Source organism: Microbacterium sp. MAH-37 (assembly GCF_009758255.1).
GTDB lineage: Bacteria > Actinomycetota > Actinomycetes > Actinomycetales > Microbacteriaceae > Microbacterium.
In genome coordinates, this window is record NZ_WSEN01000007.1 from 385611 (window position 1) to 406987 (window position 21377).

A 21377-nucleotide genomic window follows, 5' to 3' on the forward strand; every position below is an offset into this window, starting at 1 on the left:
GGCAACGAATTCAGCGCCGTCGCCTGTGGGAGACTGGCGACGATGACTCTCATGCTACCGGCCGGGCCCGCTCTGACGCGCAGCATCGCCGGGGTGGCGCCCGACCTGCTCGCGTCGCTGCGCGGGGAGTCCGACACCCTGCGCCAGGTCTCCTCCGCCGTGCTCGTGGTCGTGGACGGGCTGGGGGCGCTCCCGCTGCGCGCGCACGCCGGTCACGCGCGCACGCTCACCGCGGCGATGTCGAAGAAGGATGCCGCGGCATCGGTCTTCCCGACGACGACGGCCGCCGCGCTCACGACTCTGCTCACCGGTGAGATGCCCGGTGCGCACGGGCTGGTCGGCTACCGGGTGCGCGATCCGCGCCGCGACGTCCTCGTGAACCAGCTCACCGAGTGGGAGGGCGCGGGGATCGATCCGCTCACCTGGCAGTCGCAGCCGACCGTGTTCGAGCGGGCAGTCGCCGTCGGGCATCCGGCGTTCGCGGTCGGCTTCGCCGGCCACGCCCACAGTGGCTTCACGCACGCCACGCTGCGCGGGGCTACGTTCGTGCCGGCCGGACGCCCCGCCGAGCGCGTGGCGACCGCCTGGGACCTCGCGGAGCAGAACCCCGGTTCGCTCGTCTACTGCTATCTGCCCGAGACCGACAAGGCCGGTCACAGACACGGCGTCGACTCGGCCGAGTGGGTGGCCGCGCTCGAGGACGTCGATGCCGCGCTGCGGCCTCCGGCGCCTCCCGGCGTCGGCGTGCTCGTCACCGCCGACCACGGCATGGTCGACGTCCCCGCGCACCGTCAGGTCGTCCTGGACGAGGGCGACGGCTGGCACGACGGCGTGCGGCACATCGGGGGAGAGCCGCGCATGCTGCACGTCTACCTCGAGCCGGATGCTGCCGCGTCCGACATCCTGGGACGCTGGCGCCGCGATCTCGAAGGGCTCGCGGACGTGCTCCCGCGCGACGAGGCGATCGCCGCCGGGCTGTTCGGGCCCGTGGTCTCGGAGGCCGCTGCCTCCCGCATCGGCGACATCCTCGCGATCGCCAGAGGCAACAGGGCGCTCTACGACGGAGCGGCCGAGGACCAGCGCGGACGCAACATGGTCGGACAGCACGGCGCACTCACTCCCGAGGAGTGGCGGGTGCCGTATCTGCGGCTCGGCGGCTACGCCGTCTGATCACTCGTCGGTGCGTGCGCCGAAGACGATTTCGTCCCAGGACGGCATCGCGCCTCGGCGGCCGCGACGTGCGGTCCGGTCGGGCTCGGGCTGCTCGGCCGGGGGCTCCGGCGTCTCATCCTCGTCGAGCGACTCGAACAGGGCGATGGGTCCGGTCTCGTTCGCGTCCTCGACCTCGTCGAGGACGGGTGCCGTCTCGCGCTGACCCCGGCGGCGGCGCAGCGCCTCGAGCAGATCGGCGGTCTCGGCGCTGGTCTTGGATTCGGCGGGCGCGTGCCGTGCCGCGGCATCCTGAACCGCCGCAGGGGCCCGCACCGGCGTCTCGTCCTCGAGATCGATCTCCGCGATCTCCGGGGCGGGCACGAGGCGCGGACCGAACGCGCCGGAGTCGAAGCGGGAGTCGTCCTTGTACGGCGACGCCTTCTCGGTCTCGACCGCGCGCAGTCGGGGGATGAGTCCCTCCGGCAGGGATCCCTGGCGGGACAGCTGCGTGGCGTCGGCGTTCAGGGGGGAGAGCAGGCTGCGACGAGGGTCGAAGCTCCAGCGGGCGTCGTGCTGGACCTCGTCCGAGACGAAGGCGAGCTTGACCACCCACCCGGACTCGTCCTTCCAGCTGGCCCAGTGCTCGTCGCTCGCACGCGCCTCCGACAGCTTCGCCCGCACGGCGGAGCCGAACGTCGGCTGGGCGTCCGGCTCGACCTCGCTGCCGATCAGCACCGGGACGGCCAGTGCCTGACCGACGATGTGCTCGCGCTCGGCGAGCACCGGCCCCTCGAAGCGCTCCACGTCCGAGACGCTGACGCCGAGCAGCTCGGCGACCTCGGCGGCGGAGAGACCGGCTCGGATCTGGGCCTGGATGTCGCGCGGGCTGGCGGCCAGGCGCGCGGGCGCTGCCTCGGCGTCCCTGGATGCACGACGGATCTCGCGATGCAGGAGATCGTCGATGGGCAGCGCGAAGCGCTCGCCCGACTCGGTGGCGAGCACGAGCACGCCCGACTCAGCGCCGACGATGGTGACGTTTTCCATGCGAATGCCCCTCAGGATGGGTGTGCGTTCATGGTGTCACGGCGCACGCATAGGCCCTGGGAATACCGTGGGCGCGCCGTGAGTTTTCCCGGTCGCGTCCACGGATATTTGCGAAATCATCCGAGGTCGTGCAAACTATGGCCGCCGCACACCCGACGGTGACCCCGCACACCACTGTGAAAGTTGAGATCTCCAGCATGGCAACCGACTACGACGCACCCCGCAAGAGCGAAGACGACTCCGAGTCGATCGAAGCTCTGAAGGAGCGCGTGCCGGACAATCGTGCCGGCGCCAGCAACGACGAGGACTCGGACAACCCGACCGGGTTCGAGCTTCCCGGTGCTGACCTGTCTGATGTCGAGCTCGACGTCGTCGTGCTCCCGGCTCAGCAGGACGAGTTCACCTGCATGAGCTGCTTCCTGGTGAAGCACCGCTCGCAGCTGGACCACGAGGGCCCCGAGGGCCCCATCTGCAAGGAATGCGCCGCCTGACGGCAGCACGCCCTTCGCGCCCCGATCGTCAGATCGGGGCGCGTTCTGTTTCCTGCCGGGCTGCGCGGATGGCTGCAGCCAGGCGGTCGGGCGTCCGTGAGGAGATGGTCCAGGTGCCGTGCGGGTCGTCCGGATCGGTGAGCGTCACGATGACGACGCCGTCGATGCCTCCTCGGACCAGGTGCCACCCGTCGTGGGGCAGCTCGGGCCCTCTGGCCCGCTTTGCCTCCTCGCCGGTGCGGTGCACGGCGTCCCCCAGCCAGCGTGCGTCGATGTGCGCTCGCCCGGCGCGCAGCACCGTGCCGTCCACTTCGATCACCGGCGAGAGCAGGATGCCGGCGGCCACGAGCAGCAGCGAGACCACCGCGCCGAGCGCCAGAGCCAGCGTGGCTCCGACAGGGACGAACACCAGCGCGACCATGGGACCAGCCAGAGCGATGGTGATCAGCATCCACAGGCTCGGCGTGAGACGCTCCCGGTAGTGGGGGCGTGTAGCGGGGGTGTTCATCTGCATTAGCCTCGTCAGGTGACCGATTCCGTGGACGTCCCCATTATCGCCGCCCAGACTCCCGGCTACGCGCATCCGGGTGATGCCGGAGCAGACCTCGTCGCCTCCGAGGCAGTCCGTCTGGAGCCGGGGGAGCGGGCCCTGATCGGCACCGGTGTGCGCATCGCGCTGCCCGAGGGTTATGCCGCCTTCGTGGTGCCGCGGAGTGGCCTCGCTGCCAAGCACGGCATCACCGTGGTGAACTCGCCGGGAACCGTGGATGCGGGTTACCGGGGCGAGATCAAAGTGAGTCTGCTGAACACGGACAGCCGGAGCGCGTACGATGTGGCGGTCGGAGACCGCATCGCGCAGCTGATCGTCATGCCCGTGACACGCGCGAACTTCATCCCGATGGACGAGCTGCCCGAGAGCGTCCGCGGAGACGGCGGCTTCGGATCCACCGGGTACACCCAGGGAGAACGATGACTGAGAACAACGAGCCGGACGGCGCCGACGACGCGCTGAAGTCCGCCCCCGCAGACCGCGCCACCGCCGGTCCCTTCGACGATTCCGAGGCGAACCCGGTCCGCCCGTACATCGACCTCGGCGGCATCAAGGTGCTGCCGCGCGAGGGACTGAACCTGCGCCTCGAGGTCGAGGAGCAGTCCAAGCGCATCGTCGCGGTCGGACTCGACTACGCGGACTCCTCGCTTCAGGTGCAGCCCTTCGCGGCGCCGCGCACCCGCGGACTGTGGGATGAGACCCGTGTGCAGCTGCGCGACCAGATCCGCTCCCAAGGCGGTCGCGCCGAGGAACGCGAGGGCACGCTCGGCAAGGAGCTGCTCGCCGAGGTCCCCGGCACCGCCGCCGAGGGCTCCGGGCTGCGTCTGGCTCGCTTCGTCGGCGTCGACGGCCCTCGGTGGTTCCTTCGCGGTGTCATCGGCGGCGCTGCGGCATCCGACCCCCAGGCCGCCGAGCAGGTCGAGGACCTGTTCCGCTCGATCGTCGTGGTCCGCGGGGCATCGCCGATGCCTCCGCGCGACCTGATCCCGCTGCGCATGCCGTCGACCCCGGGCTCGGTGTGAGCCAGCCCACCGGACCGGACGACTCCGAACAGGCCGCGTCGGCGCCCGACGTTCTGGGCGCGGCCTTCGGGGACGCGGCTCGGCGGATGGGCCTCGACGCCGATCAGAGCACCTCCACGGGCCACGTGGTCTGGCGTGCGATGGGCGGCTGGCGCGGAGTCGTCGAATCCGTCCTCCCCGGCCTCGTCTTCGTGATCGTCTACACGCTCAAGCCTGAGCCGCTGTGGATCTCGCTGGTCAGCTCCGTAGGCCTCGCCGCGGTCTTCACGGCGATCCGGCTCATCCAGCGGTCGCCTTCGAGCGCCGCCTTCGGAGGGCTGATCGCCGCCGGGGTCGCCGCCGCCCTCGCACTGTGGACGGGGCGCGGCGAGGACAACTTCGTCCCCGGCTTCATCACCAACACGCTGTACGGTTCCGCGTACCTGATCACGGCGCTGGTCGGCTGGTCGCTGATCGGGCTCATCGTGGGCTATCTCATGGGTGACGGCATCGCCTGGCGCAAGGACAGGCGCAAGCGGCGCACCTTCTTCTGGCTCGGCATCGCGTGGGCCGGCGTGTTCTTCGCCCGCCTCGCCGTGCAGCTTCCTCTCTACTTCGCCGGCGATGTCGCGCTGCTCGGCACACTCAAGATCGTGATGGGCCTGCCGCTGTTCGCGCCGCTCGTCGCGGTCACCTGGCTCGTCGCCCGGGCCCTCTATCCCAAGGACCGGGACAGCGGCGTGGCAGATGAGAGCGCTTCGGAATAGTGCTAGATTTATCTTGACATCAAGATAAATCTCACGCTTCCGCCAACGCGCGCGGCGGCGCAGACTGGTAAGGCCCGCCTTGCTAGCCATGGCATGTGCACGGCGAGCAAGATGGAGTCGCCTGTCGCTCCCATCCCATAAGAAGGAGACGGATACGTGTCCACGGTGAACAGCTTCGGTGCGAAGAGCACCCTGACAGTCGGCAGCACCGACTACGAGATCTTCCGGATCGACACCGTCGCCGGGCACGAGAAGCTCCCGTTCAGCCTGAAGGTGCTGCTCGAGAACCTCCTCCGCACCGAGGACGGCAAGAACGTCACGAAGGCGCAGATCGAGGCCCTCGGATCGTGGGATGCCACGGCCGAGCCCAACACCGAGATCCAGTTCACGCCCGCCCGTGTGCTCATGCAGGACTTCACCGGTGTGCCCTGCATCGTCGACCTCGCCACCATGCGCGAGGCCGTCACCGCCCTCGGCGGCGACCCGGCGAAGATCAACCCGCTCTCGCCCGCCGAGATGGTCATCGACCACTCGGTCATCGCCGACCTGTTCGGCAGCGAGAACGCGCTGCAGCGCAACGTCGAGATCGAGTACGAGCGCAACGGCGAGCGCTACCAGTTCCTGCGCTGGGGCCAGACCGCGTTCGACGACTTCAAGGTCGTCCCGCCGGGAACCGGCATCGTGCACCAGGTGAACATCGAGCACCTGGCCAAGGTCATCTACGACCGCACCGTGGACGGCGTCCTGCGCGCGTACCCCGACACGCTCGTCGGCACCGACTCGCACACCACGATGGTCAACGGCCTCGGCGTGCTGGGCTGGGGCGTCGGCGGCATCGAGGCCGAGGCGGCGATGCTCGGCCAGCCCGTCTCCATGCTGATCCCGCGCGTGGTGGGCTTCAAGCTCACCGGCGAGATCCCCGCCGGTGTCACCGCCACCGACGTCGTGCTCACGATCACCGACAAGCTGCGCAAGCACGGCGTGGTCGGCAAGTTCGTCGAGTTCTACGGTGCCGGCGTGGCATCCGTGCCGCTCGCCAACCGCGCCACCATCGGAAACATGTCGCCGGAGTTCGGCTCGACCGCGGCCATCTTCCCGGTCGACGACGTCACCCTCGACTATCTGCGTCTCACCGGTCGCACCGACGAGGCCGTCGCCCTCGTCGAGAGCTACGCCAAGGAGCAGGGGCTCTGGCACGACGCCGCGAACGAGCCGGTGTTCAGCGAGTACCTCGAGCTGGACCTCGGCACCGTGGTCCCGTCGATCGCCGGCCCGAAGCGCCCGCAGGACCGCATCCTGCTGTCCGAGGCGAAGGAGCAGTTCGAGAAGGACATCCTGAACTACGCCACGCCGTCGACCAGCGAGGACATCGTCGATCTCGAGTCGAAGCACTCGTTCCCGGCATCCGATCCCGGTGCGGCACCCGGCGACGAGGAGCCGACCACGCGCCCGGTGCACATCAACAGCGGCGCCCCGGCGCACGCCTCGAAGCCGGTGCCGGTCACCTCTCCCGCCGGTGACAACTACATCCTCGACAACGGCGCCGTGACGCTGGCGGCGATCACGTCGTGCACCAACACGTCGAACCCGTCGGTGATGGTCGCCGCCGGTCTGGTCGCTCGCAAGGCGCTGCAGAAGGGCCTGAAGCAGAAGCCGTGGGTGAAGACCACCCTCGCGCCCGGCTCGAAGGTCGTCACCGACTACTACGAGAAGTCGGGTCTGACCGCCGATCTCGAGGGTCTCGGCTTCTACACCGTAGGCTACGGCTGCACCGTCTGCATCGGAAACTCCGGTCCGCTGATCGACGAGGTCTCGGCCGCCGTCAACGAGCACGACCTGGCCGTGACCGCCGTGCTCTCCGGCAACCGCAACTTCGAGGGTCGCATCAGCCCGGACGTGAAGATGAACTACCTGGCCTCGCCGCCGCTGGTCATCGCGTACGCCCTGGCCGGCTCGATGCACTTCGACTTCGACAACGACGCACTCGGGCAGGACACCGAGGGCAACGACGTCTTCCTGAAGGACATCTGGCCGACCTCCGACGAGGTGCAGGAGATCATCGACTCGTCGATCTCGCGCGAGCAGTTCATCAACCAGTACGCCACCGTCTTCGACGGCGACGAGCGCTGGACCAGCCTGCCGACGCCGACCGGCCCGATCTTCGAGTGGGACGACGCCTCGACCTACGTGCGCAAGGCGCCGTACTTCGACGGCATGACCATGGAGCTCACCCCGGTCGCCGACATCACCGGTGCCCGTGTGATGGCCGCACTGGGTGACTCGGTCACCACCGACCACATCTCGCCCGCGGGTGCGATCAAGCCGGGCACCCCGGCCGCGCAGTACCTGACCGAGCACGGTGTGGATCGCAAGGACTTCAACTCCTTCGGGTCGCGCCGAGGCAACCACGAGGTGATGATCCGCGGCACGTTCGCGAACATCCGCCTGAAGAACACGCTGGTCAAGGCCGTCAACGACGGTCAGCAGATCGAGGGCGGTTACACGCGCGACTTCACCCAGGAGGGTGGCCCGCAGGCCTTCATCTACGACGCGTGCATGAACTACCAGGCCCAGGGCACCCCGCTGGTGGTGCTCGGCGGCAAGGAGTACGGCTCCGGCTCGTCGCGCGACTGGGCGGCCAAGGGCACGAACCTGCTCGGCGTCAAGGCGGTCATCACCGAGAGCTTCGAGCGCATCCACCGCTCGAACCTCATCGGCATGGGCGTGGTCCCGCTGCAGTTCCCCCAGGGAGAGACCTGGGAGTCGCTCGGCCTGGACGGCACCGAGATCATCTCGATCACGGGGCTGACGGCGCTGAACGAGGGCATCACGCCGAAGACCGTCAAGGTCACGGCCACCCCGAGCGAGTTCTCGCCTGAGGGCAAGCAGGTCGTCGAGTTCGACGCCGTGGTGCGCATCGACACCCCCGGTGAGGCGGACTACTACCGCAACGGCGGCATCCTGCAGTACGTGCTGCGCTCGCTGGTCTGACCCACATGCGGTCGCGGGGCTCGGACGGTTCGCCGTCCGAGCCCCGCGCTGTCCCTGCTCGCGTACAGGTCGACGGATAGAATGAGAGACGTCCTGCGCCACCGCGCGGAACGCCGTACCGAGTCGAAGAGGAGCGTCGATGCCGATCCTGCCGAGCATCACCGGACCCCGAGACCTCGACCGGCTCTCCCCGGAGCAGCTCAACGAGCTGGCCGCGGAGGTCCGCTCCTTCCTGATCGAGAACGTCGCCAGGACCGGCGGCCATCTGGGCCCGAACCTCGGTGTCGTCGAGCTGACGATCGCCCTGCACCGCGTGTTCTCGTCGCCGGACGACCCGATCATCTTCGACACCGGCCATCAGTCCTATGTGCACAAGCTGCTCACCGGCCGTCAGGACTTCAGCGAGCTGCGCTCGCGCGGAGGACTCGCCGGCTATCCGCAGCGCTCGGAGAGCGCTCACGATGTCGTGGAGTCCTCGCACGCCTCCAGCTCCCTGAGCTGGGCTGACGGCGTCTCCCGGGCGCTCACGGCCACAGGTCGCGCGGATCGCCACGTGGTCGCCGTGGTCGGCGACGGCGCGCTCACCGGCGGCATGACCTGGGAGGCGCTCAACAACATCTCCGACGACAACGACCGCAACCTGGTCATCGTCGTCAACGACAACGGCCGCTCCTACGCACCGACGATCGGCGGGATGTCGCGCTATCTGAACCGCGTCCGCACGGCCGCCGCCTATCGGGACCTGCACCACCGGTCGGATCGGCTGTTCCGCTCCTTCGGCCCGTTCGGGCGCGCGCTGTTCCGCGGGGTCCGAGGCGGCACGCACGGCTTCCTCAGCCGCTTCACCAACAACGCGGCGCTGTACTCGAACCTCGACATCAAGTACCTGGGCCCCGTCGACGGCCACGACATCGGCGCCCTGCAGGAGACGCTGCAGCTCGCCAAGGGCTTCGGCGCGCCGGTGATCGTGCACGTGATCACCGAGAAGGGGCGCGGCTATCAGCCCGCCCTCGATGACGAGGCCGACCAGTTCCACTCCGTCGGGCGCATCGACCCGAAGACCGGCGGCTCACTTGCCAAGTCGTCCGGACACGCCTGGACCGACGTCTTCGCCGAGGCGCTCGTCGACGTCGGCGCCCGTCACGACGACGTGATCGCGATGACCGCGGCGATGCTGCGGCCCACCGGACTGGCCCCGTTCGCGGAGCGCTTCCCGGACCGCGTCTACGACGTCGGCATCGCCGAGCAGCACGCCGTCGCATCCGCTGCCGGGCTCGCGTACGGCGGCCTGCATCCGGTGGTCGCGATCTACGCGACGTTCATGGGACGCGCCCTCGACCAGGTGCTGATGGACGTCGGCCTGCACAAGGCGGGCGTCACGTTCGTGCTCGACCGTGCGGGCGTCACCGGACCGGACGGACCGAGCCACCACGGCATCTGGGACCTGTCAATGCTGCAGATCGTCCCCGGCATCCGCATCGCCGCGCCGCGCGACGGCGCGCGCCTGCGTGAGGTGCTCGAGGAGGCGGTGTCCATCGACGACGCGCCGACCGTGATCCGTTACCCGAAGGGCGCCGCCCCCGACGAGATCCCTGCGCTCGAGCGACTGGACGACGGCGTCGACGTGCTGGCCCGCGACGAGACCGAGGATGTGCTGCTGATCGCCATCGGTCCCTTCGCGTCGATGGCGCTGGAAGTCGCGCAGCGGCTGCGTGCCCAGGGGATCGGCGCGACGGTGATCGATCCGCGCTGGGCGATCCCGGTACAGCCCTCGATCGTCGAGCTCGCCGCCCGGCACCGACTCGTGATCACGATGGAGGACGGGATCCGCGTCGGCGGCATCGGCACGCGCGTGCGTCAGGTGCTCCGCGAGGCGGGAGTCGACACCGCGGTCGACGAACTCGGCGTTCCTGATGCGTACATCGATCACGCCTCGCGCGAGCAGATCCTCGAGGACGCCGGGCTGACTGCCCCGAAGATCGCTCACGACGTGGTGGCTCAGGTGCTCGGACGGCGCGTGCCGATGGCGCGTCAGACCGGGGAGACCGGCGCGATCGAGCTTCCGCTCAATCCGAACCTGCGCTGAGCCGGCCCGGCTCAGCGCTCAGGCGGCCGGATCGCCGGGCAGACTCACCGGAGCGGGCTCTGGCCGCTTCGCCTCGACGTTGTCGCCGGACGACTGGTGGCGGAGGCGGCGCAGCACCCACGGCACGAGGTGCTCACGCGCCCAGCCGATGTCCTCGGCGCGGGCCTCGCGCCAGGTGCGCACCGGCACCGGGTCGGGCTGCATCGCCTGCAGGTCGTTCGGCACGTTCAGCGCGCGCAGCACCATGCGGGCCACCTCGTGGTGGCCGAGGGCGTTGTAGTGCAGCCGATCGTCGTCGAAGAAACGCGGGTCCTGCACGACCTTCAGCGCCCACTGGTCGGCGACGATGCAGTCGTACCGGTCCGCGATCGTGCGCACGTTCTCGTTGTAGATCGCGACCTTGCCGCGGAACGGACGGAAGACCGGCGTGAAGCCGGTGTCGATGCCGGTGAAGAGCACGACTGCCGCGCCGCTGGACGACAGGCGCGCCACCGCGCCCTCGAGCTGGGTCGCGATGTCGTCGGGGTCGGTGCCGGGGCGGATGACATCGTTCCCGCCCGCGCAGATCGAGATCAGGTCGGGCTTCAGTGCGACTGCGGGCTCGATCTGGTCGGCCACGATCTGCGCGATCAGCTTTCCACGCACCGCGAGATTGGCGTAGGCGAAGTCGTCCGAGTCCTGGGCCAGCACCTCCGCGACGCGGTCAGCCCAGCCGCGGTGACCGCCCGGCACGTTCGGATCGGGATCGCCGATGCCCTCGGTGAACGAGTCGCCGATGGCGACGAACCGGTGCCAGGGGTGGGCCCCCTCGTTGGCGATGTACGGGGTACGGGACGATTCCTGGTCGACCATCGAACTCTCCTTCACGCAGGGTGCGCCCTGGATGCCGGGCGCGCCGCATGCGAGCCTACCGCGTGCGCCGACGATGTCCCCGGCCTCGACTATCGTTGAGGCGATGCTTTCCCCGTCCTTCCCTCAGCGCGCCCCGTGGGGAACGGCGGACAAGCTGCGGGCCTGGCAGCGCGAGGCGCTCGAGGACTACTTCCAGCGCGATCAGCGCGACTACCTCGTCGCTGCGACGCCTGGTGCGGGCAAGACGACCTTCGCCCTCACCCTCGCCGTCGAGCTGCTGCGCATGGGCGAGGTGAACAGGGTGATCGTGGTCGCCCCGACCGAGCACCTGAAGACGCAGTGGGCGGATGCCGCCGCGCGTGTGCACATCCGTCTCGACCCGCGGTTCCGCAACAGCCACTGGGCGCCGGCCAGGCACTACCACGGCGTCGTCGTGACCTACGCGCAGGTCGCCGCGAAGTCGTCCGTGCACCGCCACCTGACCGAGGACGCGAAGACCCTCGTCATCCTCGACGAGGTGCACCACGGCGGCGACGCGCTGAGCTGGGGCGATGCGATCCGCGACGCCTACGGCCCCGCGAAGCGCAGGCTGCTGCTCTCCGGCACGCCGTTCCGGAGCGACACCGCGCCGATCCCGTTCGTGGAGTACCACCCCGACGAGTCCGGATCGCGCGTCTCGGTCACCGACTACCGGTACGGCTACGGCCGCGCCCTGGCCGATGGCGTGGTCCGGCCGGTGCTGTTCCACATGTACTCCGGAAAGATGACCTGGCGCACCAGTGCGGGTGACGAGCTCGAGGCGCACCTGGGGCAGGACAACACCAAGGACATCACCTCGCAGGCCTGGCGCACCGCCCTCGACCCCGAGGGGGCGTGGATGCCGGCGGTGCTGTCCGCCGCGGATCGCCGCCTCACCGAGATTCGCCACCACGTGCCGGATGCCGGCGGGCTGGTGCTCGCCACCGATCAGACCGTCGCACGCGCCTACGCGAAGATCCTGCACAGCATCACGGGGGAGCAGCCCACGATCGTGCTCTCCGACGATGCCTCGGCGTCCGAGCGGATCGAGAAGTTCAGCGAGAACGACCGGCGCTGGATGGTCGCGGTGCGCATGGTGTCGGAGGGTGTAGACGTGCCGCGACTGGCGGTCGGCGTCTACGCCACGTCGTCCTCCACGCCGCTGTTCTTCGCCCAGGCCATCGGCCGCTTCGTGCGCGCACGGCGCCGCGGTGAGGCCGCCAGTGTGTTCCTGCCCAACGTCCCGGTGCTGATGACGCTCGCGAACGAGATGGAACGGCAGCGCGACCACGCCCTCGACCGGAGGGACAAGGACGACGACGGCCTCGAGGACTCGTTGCTGGAGAGCGCGAACCGCGAGGACGAGGCGTCAGACGCGCTCACCCAGGAGTTCAGTTATCAGGCGATCTCGTCGATCGCGCACTTCGACAGGGTGGTGTTCGAGGGCAAGGATTTCGGACAGCTCGCCGAACCCGGATCGCTGGAGGAGGAGGAGTTCATCGGGCTCCCCGGCCTGCTCGAGCCGGAGCATGTCCACGAGCTCCTCATGCAGCGCAGCGCGCGCCAGTCCAAGCTGCGTGAGGCGCGGGAGGCGAAGGCCGGGCCTGAGGCGACGACGACCCTGCCCGCGCCCCTGCACCGCACCCTGCGCGAGCAGCGCCAGCTGCTGAACAGCCTGGTGGGGCTCTATGCACGGCAGAGCGGTGAACCGCACGGCGCGGTGCATGCGGAGCTGCGGCGGGTGTGCGGCGGCCCCGCCGTGGCGCAGGCCACCGTGACCCAGTTGCAGGCGCGCATCGAGGTGCTCCGCAAGCGCGTTCGCTCCTGAGTGCTTAGGACGCCCGAAATGCTCTGAATCCGCGGATCCGTGCGGTTCCGCGGCATCTGCGCCGATAGCGTGGGGTGTTCCCTTTCCCGACCGGAGGTCCCATGACTGCGCCCGCGCCCGTGCCCACAGCTGCTGACAGGAGGCGCTGGGCGCGCTACCTCGTGGAGGAGCGCGCCGAGGGGGCCGTCTACCTCGGGCTCGCCGCGCGCCGCACCGGTGAGGAGCAGGAGATCCTGCTGTCGCTCGCCGACGCCGAACGGCGTCACGAGCAGCACTGGCTGGATCTGCTCGGCGAGGAGCCGGCGCGGCTGCCGCGTGCCGGATTACGCTCCCGGATGCTGGGATGGATGGCCAAGCACTTCGGATCCATCTTCGTGCTGGCGCTCGCCCAGTCCGCAGAGGCGCGTTCGCCGTACGACACCGAGGCGTACGCCACCCCGGCGATGCGCGCCGACGAGAAGGTGCACCACGAGGTCGTCCGCGGTCTGGCCGCGCGCGGCCGCCGCCGGCTCTCCGGCTCGTTCCGCGCAGCGGTGTTCGGCGCCAACGACGGACTGGTCTCCAACCTCGCGCTGGTGCTCGGCATCGGCGCCACCGGGGTGTCCGCCGGCTTCGTGCTCTTCAGCGGCATCGCGGGCCTGCTCGCCGGCGCGCTCTCGATGGGGGCGGGGGAGTTCGTCTCCGTGCGCTCCCAGCGCGAGCTGCTGGCCGCCACGGAGGACAACGACGACGCGGATGCCGCAGCCGCCGACCTCGACATCGACGCCAACGAACTCGCACTGGTCTATCGCGCCAGGGGCATGGAGCAGGACCTGGCGCTCGCACGGGCGGAGCGCATCGTGCGCGCCGCCCAGGCCGGCGTCCGCCGCTCGGCCACCGGGCCGATCGGCGTGCACGCGACAGGCGAGGACCACGAGATCGTCGGCAGCGCCTGGACCGCGGCGATCTCCAGCTTCCTGCTCTTCGCCTCGGGAGCGATCATCCCGGTGCTGCCGTGGATCTTCGGTCTGCAGGGGACGACGGCGATCGTCGTCGCCCTGATCCTCGTCGGCATCGCCCTGCTCAGCACCGGCGCCATGGTCGGCATCCTCTCCGGCGGTCCGCCGCTGCGCCGCGGTCTGCGGCAGCTGGCGATCGGTTTCGGCGCGGCGGCGGTCACCTACGCACTCGGCCTGCTGTTCGGAGTCGGCGCGGCCTGAGCCTCTCACCCGCGCGGGATGAGGGCCCGGCTGTGAGCGCCGCCACGGTGCCAGCATGGGCGCATGATGACGAACCAAGGTTCCATCTCGCCGGACCAGTACGGCCCGGTCGAGCTGAATGTGATCTCGCTGGCATCGCCGGCTCCCTCGCCGGAGCTGCTGCACGCCCTCGCCGCCCAGATCCGGGCCGGCGTGGTGCGCCTGCTCGACTTCGTGGTGGTGTCCAAGAGCGAGAACGGCGAGGTGCGATATGAGGAGATCGACGTCGAGGCCTATGAACTCGCCGATCTCGTCGTGCACCTCCCTGGTCTCGCCGGCGAGGACGATCTCGCCGAGTTGGCGGCGGGCATCCCCGCCGGTGGCGCGGCGGCGGTGGTCGCCTTCGAACTGCTGTGGGCGCGGGAGCTCGCCGAGCAGCTTGCAGAGGACGGCAGCGTGGTCATCGCGACGGAGCGCATCCCCGCCCCCGTCGTCAACACCATCGTCGGAATGGCCTCGGACGACTAGTCCGGGAAGAGGAGCAGAATCATGATCAGACGAGTGGGACGCCCGGGTCTCGTCGGGCTCGCAGCGCGGACGGCGGTCGTCGCCGGCACGGCGAACGCCATGGAGAACCGGCAGATGAACAGGCGCGCCGCGGCTGCCGAGCAGCAGCAGGCCGCCGCTGCGTACCAGCAGCAGCAGATGGATCAGGCCGCGCAGGCGGCGGTGGCCGCGCAGGCGGCCGCGGCACCGGTGCCGGCTCCGGTCGCGGCGGCTCCGGCCGTCGACGTCACGGAGCAGCTGCTGAAGCTCGCCGATCTGCACAATGCCGGCGTGCTCTCGGACGACGAGTTCGCGGCGGCGAAGGCGAAGCTCCTGGGCTGACCCTGACCGCATCACCACCGCGGGGCGGTCAGGCGAACAGCCGGACCGCCTCGCGTCGTGAGGCGACGCCCAGCTTGCGGTAGATCGCGCGCTGATGGGTCTTGACCGTGTTGATCGAGACTCCCATCACATCGGCGATCTCCTGCATGGTCCGGCTGCTGCGCAGGTGCGAGAACACGTCGCGCTCCCGGTCGGAGAGCGACTGCAGCGGGCCGCCCGCCTCGCGCGGCGTGAGGCAGGCGGTGAGGAAGGTGTCGTGCGGCGTTCCCCAGGTCAGCTGCGCGGCGAGCATCTGCCGGGCATCGAGCCCCGCGCCCGCGAACGGCCGGCGCAGGTCTTCGGGAGCCGCGATCTCGAGCGCCTGTTCCACGAGGCCGCGGGCCTGCGCACGCCGGTCCTCCCGCCACACCACGACCGCCTCGGCGAGCAGCCGTGACACCTTCACGTACGAGATCGCGTCATAGGCCTCGATCCGGCGCAGCATCTCCACCGCGAGGCGCGCGTTGCCCGCGCGCGAGGCGATCCCGGAGAGCACCACGGTGATGAGCGGCAGGTCGGTCGTGTTCTCGTAGCGGGCGACGATCCTCAGAGCCAGCTCACGGCGACCGGCAGCCTCGTTCAGCGCCGCGAAGGCGGCGTGCCGGAACGCCGGCCACTCCACGCCCTGCAACGTCACAGTGGGGAGGCCCTGCACCTCGCGGGCCGCCCGCTGGCACGCCGGGGCATCCCGCGACGCGGCTGCAGCGAACGCGTAGAGCATGCGAGCGGCGCCCGGGAACGAGATCGCCGATCCTCCGCTGCGGATCGCGCGCTGCGCGGCGGCGACCGCCTGCGACTGGTCGTCCCGCCAGTAGGCGGAGAAGGCCGCAGCCGTGGCCGCACTTCCGCCGGCATAACTGGCCCAAGAACCCTCGTCGATGAGCTCCAGACGCTGTGCCAGCACGTCATCGGCCTCATGCAGCCTTCCCGCCCAGGCCAGCGCATGCGCCAGGTGCCCGAGCGAGCGACGGGCCAGCGTGTGGTCTCCTGCGGCTGTGGCATCGCTCGCCGCTGTGGCGAAGAGCTGCACCATGAGACCGGGGGAGGTTCGATGCCGCAGCTCGCTCCACCCCAGCAGGTACTGCAGGGCGGCGCGGTCGCCGAGATCGACGCCGTCCGGAGCCTCCAGCTGCGCGCGGACCGTGGTGATCGCCTCGGCGAGCTCGGCGCGGTCGTCGACGAGGAACAGGCGCGCGCGAGCCTTCAGGTCCGCGAAGCCGGGGATCTCCTCCTGCTCCGAGGCTCGGCCGTCGGCGCGCGCCGCGAGCATCATTGCGACATCGTGATGGCCGATCACGTCCTGAGCGCACGCCCTGATCATCAGGATGCGCGGGTCATCCGCGTAGGGGTGCGGCACCGATGCGCACCACCGGTCCAGTGAACCGGCCTCGGATCCCACGACGAGTCGTGTCCACCCCGACAGGATCGTCCGCACCGCGGCATCCGTGTCGCCCGCTCTGATCCAGTACCGGGCGGATGCCAGCGGATCCTCCTCGGACAGATGGACCGCGGCCGCGCGGAGGATCTGACGCCGCAGCTCCGGGTCGCGCTGCTCCAGGATGCGCTCGCACTGATGGGATAGGACGTCGTGCCAGCGGTACAGCGACCCGGTCGCGGTCTCGAAGCGATCGAGGAACAGCCCCATCTGCACGCAGCGCTCGAGCAGTTCGCCCGCATCGGATTCGCCGGTGATGCTCTGCGCGAGTTCAGGCGTGAGGGTCGAGCACAGCGCCGCCACGCGGACGAAGCGCTCGATGTCGTCGGGCAGGGCTCCGAGCACGTGGACGTCGATGTAGCGACGCAGCACAGAGTCCGGGCTGTGCGTGACGTGGTCCGGACGTGCCCCCGCCATCTGCACGGCGCGAACGGCGATCGGCCATCCGCCCGTCTGCTCCAGAATCGCCTCGGCGGTGAACGGATGCTGCTGCTCCGCACGAAGACCTTCCACCTCACGTACGTCGAAGGCGAGTTCGCGGGAGCGGATCACCGCGCCGGGTGTCTGCAGCACGAGGCGACTCAGGGCGATCTCGACGTAGCTGGTGCCGACGACGACGACGCGCAGCGCGTCGCAGGTCCCCTCCAGGAGCGCGCCGAGCAGGCCCGTGCTCAGTTCGTCCTCGGCGCGGTGCGCATCGTCGATCACGAGGTGGATCGGCTCGCTCACGTCGACCAGCGCCTCGGTGAGCAGGTCGAAGGCTGCCGCGGGAGTCAGCTCCGCGGCATCGAACGACAGCAGCTCGGCCAGATCGGGGCGTCCAGTGGAGCGAGCCAGCGACTGCAGGGCGAGCGCGGCGCTCGCGCCGAGGTTCTTGCCGTCGGCGTCGAACGGCCCGAGCGTCAGCCAGGCGATCTGCCCGTCGTGCGTCGCCGCCCACTCCGCCACCGCAGACGTCTTGCCGTATCCGCTCGGCGCGATCACCATCGTCGTCGGGTGAGACGCGGTCATGGCGTCCAGAAGCTCCGTCAGCCGAGGGCGCGCGAGATGTCCGCTCTGGGGGGAAGGCGGGCGGAAGCGGTACGAGCGCAGCGATGCGGCTGGAGGAACCATCGTCCCCGATTTTATCGGGCGCTGTCGTCGTTCCTGGACGCCACGATCGCCAGCGCCTCGGCGAGGGAGTCGCCCACCCTCGGACGCACCGGGATCACGTTGCCGCCGCCGATCCGCGCGCCGACGCCGGTGGCATCCAGCTGGTCCTGCAGCCGCTTCCCGACGCCGACGAGCATCAGGGTGGCGTCGTGCGCGGCGAGCTCTTCCGCATAGTCGCGGACCATGGTGAGGAAGGTCACACCGAGTTCCTCTGAGCCGCGCAGCCGGATGATGACGGTCGCTCCTGCGGAATCGTCTGTCGGCGTGGGCAGCTGGGCGCGGAAGGACTGCGCGGAGGCGAAGAACAGGCTGCCGTAGGGGGAGAGGATCACGATCTCGTCGTGCGGGACGACGGCCGGGGGAGCGACCTCGAGCGGATGCCCGCCGGGATCGTCGAACTGCCAGCGCACGATGCGCACCCGGTTGGACTGCCGAGCGATGTGCAGCACGATCGAGAGGCCGACGCCCGCGAGCACGGCGTACTGGAGCGGGATGAGCAGCGTCAGCAGGAAGGTCACCAGGAACACGGTGATCTGCGTCGTCCCCGTCCGCCACACCAGCAGCACCTGATGGATCTTCAGAGTGCGGACACCGACCAGGATGAGAAGCCCCGCCAGCGCGGGCATCGCGATGTATTCGATCAGCGGGCCGAACGCGAGCAGGGTGATGATCATCACGACCCCGGCGACGAGATTGGCCAGCGCCGTCTTCGCACCGGCTGTCCGCACCAGGGCCGTCGCCGAGGAGGAACCGCCGACCGGCATCCCTCGCAGCAGTCCCGAGACGATGTTCGCGATGCCCTGTCCACGGAAGTCCGCCGAGGCATCCGGGTACCTCCCGTCCGGGTTCGGAATCGAACCGGAGATCGCCGCGCCCTGCACGAGTCCGACGAGCGCGATGGACACGCCGGGCACGATCAGGGCACCGAAGAGACTGAGATCGGGAAGGACGGGCGTCGGCAGCGAACGGGTGACCTCGGCGATGTCGCCGATGGTCGCGACGCTGCCCCCGGGCAGCACCAGGACGAGCAGCGACCCGGCGATCACAGCGACCACCAGGGCGAGGGCGCCGAGCGGCGTGCGCTCTAGCAGGAGGATCAGTCCGATGGTCACGACGCCCACCAGCACTGTGGGCCAGCTGAACTGCGGCACGGAGACGAGGGTGTCGAGGAACCGCATGATCCGGTTCGCCCCCGCGCTCTCGAATCCGGTGATGTTGTCGAGCTGGCCGAGGACGATGTTGATCGCCACCGCGTTCATGAAGCCGATCAGCACAGCACTCGGGATGAAGCGGACCAGGCTGCCGAGGCGGGCGATGCCCAGCCCGAGCATGACGACGCCCGCGATCAGGGTGAGCATCGCCATCGCCCCGGCGCTGTCATCGCCCTGCACCTCGGGCACGTCGCCGATGATGACCGCCATGGCCCCGGTGGCCTGCACAGCCATGAACACCGAACCGGTCGTGAGCGCGCCCCCCAAGGTCCCCAGCATGTACCCGTACAGGCCGTAGAGGGGGCTGACTCCGGCGAGCACGCCGGCGGCGAGCCCGTCCGGCACGCTCTCGACCCCCAGCACGACCCCGGCGCGGATGTCGCTTCCGACGGTGCTGCGGTCGCCGAAGCGCGCCGTCCAACGGCGGAGTCCGGATCCGATGCTCATGCGAGGACCCCTTCCAGGGCGCGGGTCAGCTGCAGGAACCCGATCAGCAGCAGCAACCCCGCGCTGATGTAGCCGTTGTTGTTCATCACCCAGGTACGCATCCTGCCGATGAACGGGGCGTCGGCCCCGCGCACCCACAGGACCAGCACCGGCGTGATCACCGGCAGGGCGGCGGCGACCACGAATCCTGCAGCGATCTGCCTCTCGCTCTGCTGGGAGATGTCGGCGTCGATCAGGCTGAGAGCCGTCGCGATGAGCAGCGACATGTTCACGGGGTTGAGGACGAAGACCGTCACGCCCAGAGCGAAGGATCGCGGAACGCTGTAGTGGTCGACGTCGCGAAGGAGGCCAGGCAGCCGGGGCGTCGCCGCTGCCAGTTCATCCGGCGTGCGCGCGGTGCCCATGCGCATCAGGATGTCGTGTGAGCGGCGGTAGGTCCAGACCGACGCCCCGATGCAGAGCAGTCCGATCATCAGATGCAGCACGGTGCCGGTGAGTCCGCCGCCGTAACCGTATCCGTCGCCGATGCCGAGCCACCCGAGCATCAGGGTCCACAGCAGCAGGCTGCCACCGGTCGCGAGCACCCAGCCGACCGCGAAGGCAGTGCCGTTGCGGCGGGCGTGCGTGGAGACCAGGATGCCGAGCAGCGCCATCACCGAGATGGGACTGATCATCACCCCGAGAGCGATCGGCAGCAGCTGCCAGATGAGGCCGATCACCGCACAGCGCCCTCTTCCTCTGCGATCTCGTCGGTCGCCGGCTCGGCCGCGTCCGCGGCGACGGGTGCGTGCGCCTCAGCCCCGTCTGCGGCCGGAGTGCTGCCCGCCGGGCGACGCAGGACCTCGAGGAGCAGCAGCGCCACCAGGATCCCGACGACGGTCCAGACCACCGATCCGATGCTGACCGGACGCGTCATGAACAGGATGAACACGCCCAGCGCGATGACGATGACGATGATCGCGGGACGCCAGCGATCCAGCGCGGTGCCGAAGCCCTTCGTGTTCAGGCCGCTGCGGTCGGCGCTCTCGCGCGCCTTGGCGAACGCGGCGTTCCCGGACGTGCGCAGCGCCCGCGCCGGGCGGGAGCGCCCTGTGATCCACGCGCCGATCACGACGAATGCCGAGAGGAGCACCAACGCGGCGATCACCGAGTGCATCATCTCGGTGATCTGATCGAAGAGCACCTCGGCCGTCCCGGAGGGCATGATCGAAGGGCTGACCGTGCCCATGAAGAACATCTTGCCGATGCCGAGGCCGGCCGCCAGGAGCAGGAACGATGCGACCAGGCCGATGCCGGTCAGCAGCAGAGCCCGAGAGCGGTTGCGCGCCAGCGCGATTCCGGCCGCGGCCAGGGCGAGTACCACCCAGGGGAGCCAGTAGCCCGCGGCGATCGCGATCTGGTAGACGGTGCGAACCAGCACGAAGGCATCCGCGGTGACCAGCGGGATCGACTTGTGGATCACCGGGATCGAGGAGGCGAAGCCGAATCCGTTCTCGACGAGACGTTCCTTGACCTTCTCGATCACGACGTCGAGGTCGAGGGACAGCGTGCCGTCGTCGGAGAGCTGGAGGGCGGTGCCCTCCTGCCCCTGGATCACCGCGATCGCACGCGAGTGGGTCTGGCGCAGCGCCTGCTCCCAGACCTCGGCGAACGCGGGGGAGGCGACCAGCTTGTCCACAGTGGAGTTGATCAGACCGCGGATCCCGTCCGCGGCGGGTGCGGTGAGCAGCCCGATGGCGGTCTGCGCGCGCGGCGGGAGGTCGAGGCCCTTCAGGCCGTCGGCCAGGTCGGCGACCATGCCGTCGATGTCGACGTTGTCGTCGATGGCCGTGACGATCTGGTCCGAGACGTAGGCCTGCACCTCGGGGCTGTCCGCGAGCGGGGCGAAGGTCGCGACGAACCGATCGGTGTCGACGAGCTCGAGGCGAGCCCAGGTGCCCAGGACTGCGACCGGCGCGAACAGGATGGCGAGCACGAGCGCCACTGCGGACAGGATGCTGCGGGTGGGGTTCCCGCGTCTCTTCACGGCGGGCGCCTCGGAGCGCAGTCCGTCGTTCTCGGCCTCGAGTTCCGCGACGCGACGGCGCAGATCCTCCAGCTCGTCCTTGCCTGCCATGCGAACCCTCCCGTGTCCCGATCCGGCGGCGCTCCACCGGTACAGGCCCATCCTGCCGGAGTGCGGTGCACGGGCAGAAGAGGTTCATCCCGGAAGGGTGACCGTGTCGGGAGGCGCGCCCGGGGTGCAAC

General features: G+C 69.8%; 18 protein-coding genes. 11 read left to right on the plus strand and 7 right to left on the minus strand.

The window, feature by feature from the left end; translation table 11 throughout:
* Window positions 1-42 precede the first annotated feature (42 nt).
* The gene (locus GON06_RS09905; RefSeq protein ID WP_157312115.1) at window positions 43-1170 is read left to right on the plus strand and encodes an alkaline phosphatase family protein; all 1128 of its coding nucleotides are present in this window, start codon (window positions 43-45) and stop codon (window positions 1168-1170) included.
* On the opposite strand, the gene sepH is transcribed toward GON06_RS09905, so the two are convergent.
* The gene (gene sepH / locus GON06_RS09910) at window positions 1171-2196 is read right to left on the minus strand and encodes a septation protein SepH (protein WP_157312116.1); all 1026 of its coding nucleotides are present in this window, start codon (window positions 2194-2196) and stop codon (window positions 1171-1173) included.
* A gap of 197 nt (window positions 2197-2393) precedes the next feature.
* Between sepH and GON06_RS09915 the strand changes: the two genes are divergently transcribed.
* Window positions 2394-2687, plus strand: a complete 294-nt coding sequence (locus tag GON06_RS09915) for a DUF4193 domain-containing protein (RefSeq protein WP_116242239.1) — start codon at window positions 2394-2396, stop codon at window positions 2685-2687.
* A gap of 28 nt (window positions 2688-2715) precedes the next feature.
* Here GON06_RS09915 and GON06_RS09920 read toward each other — a convergent pair whose 3' ends face one another.
* Window positions 2716-3195 (minus strand): DUF3093 domain-containing protein, encoded by a 480-nt coding sequence (locus GON06_RS09920; RefSeq protein WP_157312117.1) that lies wholly within the window; start codon window positions 3193-3195, stop codon window positions 2716-2718.
* An 18-nt stretch (window positions 3196-3213) separates the two neighbouring features.
* Here GON06_RS09920 and dut point away from each other — a divergent pair, with 18 nt between their 5' ends.
* From dut to dxs, 5 genes are all read left to right on the plus strand, one after another.
* A complete protein-coding gene (gene dut, locus GON06_RS09925; RefSeq protein ID WP_332837366.1) occupies window positions 3214-3660 on the plus strand; it encodes a dUTP diphosphatase in 447 nt (148 codons plus the stop codon).
* A complete protein-coding gene (locus GON06_RS09930) occupies window positions 3657-4259 on the plus strand; it encodes a DUF3710 domain-containing protein (RefSeq protein ID WP_157312118.1) in 603 nt (200 codons plus the stop codon). Before dut ends, GON06_RS09930 begins: the two co-directional genes overlap by 4 nt.
* The gene (locus GON06_RS09935) at window positions 4256-5005 is read left to right on the plus strand and encodes a DUF3159 domain-containing protein (protein WP_332837367.1); all 750 of its coding nucleotides are present in this window, start codon (window positions 4256-4258) and stop codon (window positions 5003-5005) included. Before GON06_RS09930 ends, GON06_RS09935 begins: the two co-directional genes overlap by 4 nt.
* 156 nt (window positions 5006-5161) lie before the next feature.
* A complete protein-coding gene (locus tag GON06_RS09940; RefSeq protein ID WP_332837368.1) occupies window positions 5162-7996 on the plus strand; it encodes an aconitate hydratase in 2835 nt (944 codons plus the stop codon).
* A gap of 139 nt (window positions 7997-8135) precedes the next feature.
* Window positions 8136-10082, plus strand: a complete 1947-nt coding sequence (gene dxs, locus GON06_RS09945) for a 1-deoxy-D-xylulose-5-phosphate synthase (RefSeq protein WP_157312119.1) — start codon at window positions 8136-8138, stop codon at window positions 10080-10082.
* 18 nt (window positions 10083-10100) lie between these two features.
* Here dxs and GON06_RS09950 read toward each other — a convergent pair whose 3' ends face one another.
* Window positions 10101-10934: an SGNH/GDSL hydrolase family protein gene (locus tag GON06_RS09950; RefSeq protein ID WP_157312120.1), complete on the minus strand. Its 834-nt coding sequence runs from the start codon at window positions 10932-10934 to the stop codon at window positions 10101-10103.
* A 103-nt stretch (window positions 10935-11037) separates the two neighbouring features.
* On the opposite strand from GON06_RS09950, the gene GON06_RS09955 reads away from it, so the two are divergent.
* From GON06_RS09955 to GON06_RS09970, 4 genes are all read left to right on the plus strand, one after another.
* Entirely contained in the window at window positions 11038-12780 is a 1743-nt protein-coding gene (locus GON06_RS09955) for a DEAD/DEAH box helicase (RefSeq protein WP_198346668.1), read from the plus strand.
* A 101-nt stretch (window positions 12781-12881) separates the two neighbouring features.
* Window positions 12882-13979, plus strand: coding sequence for a VIT1/CCC1 transporter family protein (locus GON06_RS09960; protein ID WP_157312122.1), 1098 nt, complete (start codon window positions 12882-12884; stop codon window positions 13977-13979).
* A 63-nt stretch (window positions 13980-14042) separates the two neighbouring features.
* Window positions 14043-14486 (plus strand): DUF6325 family protein, encoded by a 444-nt coding sequence (locus GON06_RS09965; protein WP_157312123.1) that lies wholly within the window; start codon window positions 14043-14045, stop codon window positions 14484-14486.
* Window positions 14487-14507: 21 nt separating this feature from the next.
* A complete protein-coding gene (locus tag GON06_RS09970) occupies window positions 14508-14846 on the plus strand; it encodes an SHOCT domain-containing protein (protein ID WP_157312124.1) in 339 nt (112 codons plus the stop codon).
* A gap of 28 nt (window positions 14847-14874) precedes the next feature.
* Here GON06_RS09970 and GON06_RS09975 read toward each other — a convergent pair whose 3' ends face one another.
* The 4 genes from GON06_RS09975 to GON06_RS09990 form a co-directional block, all read right to left on the minus strand.
* Entirely contained in the window at window positions 14875-17331 is a 2457-nt protein-coding gene (locus GON06_RS09975; RefSeq protein WP_157312125.1) for a LuxR C-terminal-related transcriptional regulator, read from the minus strand.
* Window positions 17332-17444: 113 nt separating this feature from the next.
* Window positions 17445-19130: a SulP family inorganic anion transporter gene (locus GON06_RS09980; RefSeq protein WP_157312126.1), complete on the minus strand. Its 1686-nt coding sequence runs from the start codon at window positions 19128-19130 to the stop codon at window positions 17445-17447.
* On the minus strand, window positions 19127-19849 hold the full coding sequence (locus tag GON06_RS09985) for a GAP family protein (RefSeq protein ID WP_157312127.1): 723 nt from the start codon (window positions 19847-19849) through the stop codon (window positions 19127-19129). Before GON06_RS09985 ends, GON06_RS09980 begins: the two co-directional genes overlap by 4 nt.
* A complete protein-coding gene (locus GON06_RS09990) occupies window positions 19846-21246 on the minus strand; it encodes a hypothetical protein (protein ID WP_157312128.1) in 1401 nt (466 codons plus the stop codon). Before GON06_RS09990 ends, GON06_RS09985 begins: the two co-directional genes overlap by 4 nt.
* Window positions 21247-21377: the final 131 nt, after the last annotated feature.

What these genes read in the sequence shown, in the direction of transcription:
- GON06_RS09955 (WP_198346668.1), top strand. Translation starts at nt 11,038, where the DNA reads ATGCTTTCCCCGTCCTTCCCTCAGCGCGCCCCGTGGGGAACGGCGGAC.
- GON06_RS09930 (WP_157312118.1), top strand. Translation starts at nt 3,657, where the DNA reads ATGACTGAGAACAACGAGCCGGACGGCGCCGACGACGCGCTGAAGTCC.
- GON06_RS09970 (WP_157312124.1), top strand. Translation starts at nt 14,508, where the DNA reads ATGATCAGACGAGTGGGACGCCCGGGTCTCGTCGGGCTCGCAGCGCGG.
- sepH (WP_157312116.1), bottom strand. Translation starts at nt 2,196, where the DNA reads ATGGAAAACGTCACCATCGTCGGCGCTGAGTCGGGCGTGCTCGTGCTC.
- dxs (WP_157312119.1), top strand. Translation starts at nt 8,136, where the DNA reads ATGCCGATCCTGCCGAGCATCACCGGACCCCGAGACCTCGACCGGCTC.
- GON06_RS09915 (WP_116242239.1), top strand. Translation starts at nt 2,394, where the DNA reads ATGGCAACCGACTACGACGCACCCCGCAAGAGCGAAGACGACTCCGAG.
- GON06_RS09990 (WP_157312128.1), bottom strand. Translation starts at nt 21,246, where the DNA reads ATGGCAGGCAAGGACGAGCTGGAGGATCTGCGCCGTCGCGTCGCGGAA.
- GON06_RS09965 (WP_157312123.1), top strand. Translation starts at nt 14,043, where the DNA reads ATGATGACGAACCAAGGTTCCATCTCGCCGGACCAGTACGGCCCGGTC.
- GON06_RS09920 (WP_157312117.1), bottom strand. Translation starts at nt 3,195, where the DNA reads ATGAACACCCCCGCTACACGCCCCCACTACCGGGAGCGTCTCACGCCG.
- GON06_RS09980 (WP_157312126.1), bottom strand. Translation starts at nt 19,130, where the DNA reads ATGAGCATCGGATCCGGACTCCGCCGTTGGACGGCGCGCTTCGGCGAC.
- GON06_RS09975 (WP_157312125.1), bottom strand. Translation starts at nt 17,331, where the DNA reads ATGACCGCGTCTCACCCGACGACGATGGTGATCGCGCCGAGCGGATAC.
- GON06_RS09960 (WP_157312122.1), top strand. Translation starts at nt 12,882, where the DNA reads ATGACTGCGCCCGCGCCCGTGCCCACAGCTGCTGACAGGAGGCGCTGG.
- GON06_RS09905 (WP_157312115.1), top strand. Translation starts at nt 43, where the DNA reads ATGACTCTCATGCTACCGGCCGGGCCCGCTCTGACGCGCAGCATCGCC.
- GON06_RS09950 (WP_157312120.1), bottom strand. Translation starts at nt 10,934, where the DNA reads ATGGTCGACCAGGAATCGTCCCGTACCCCGTACATCGCCAACGAGGGG.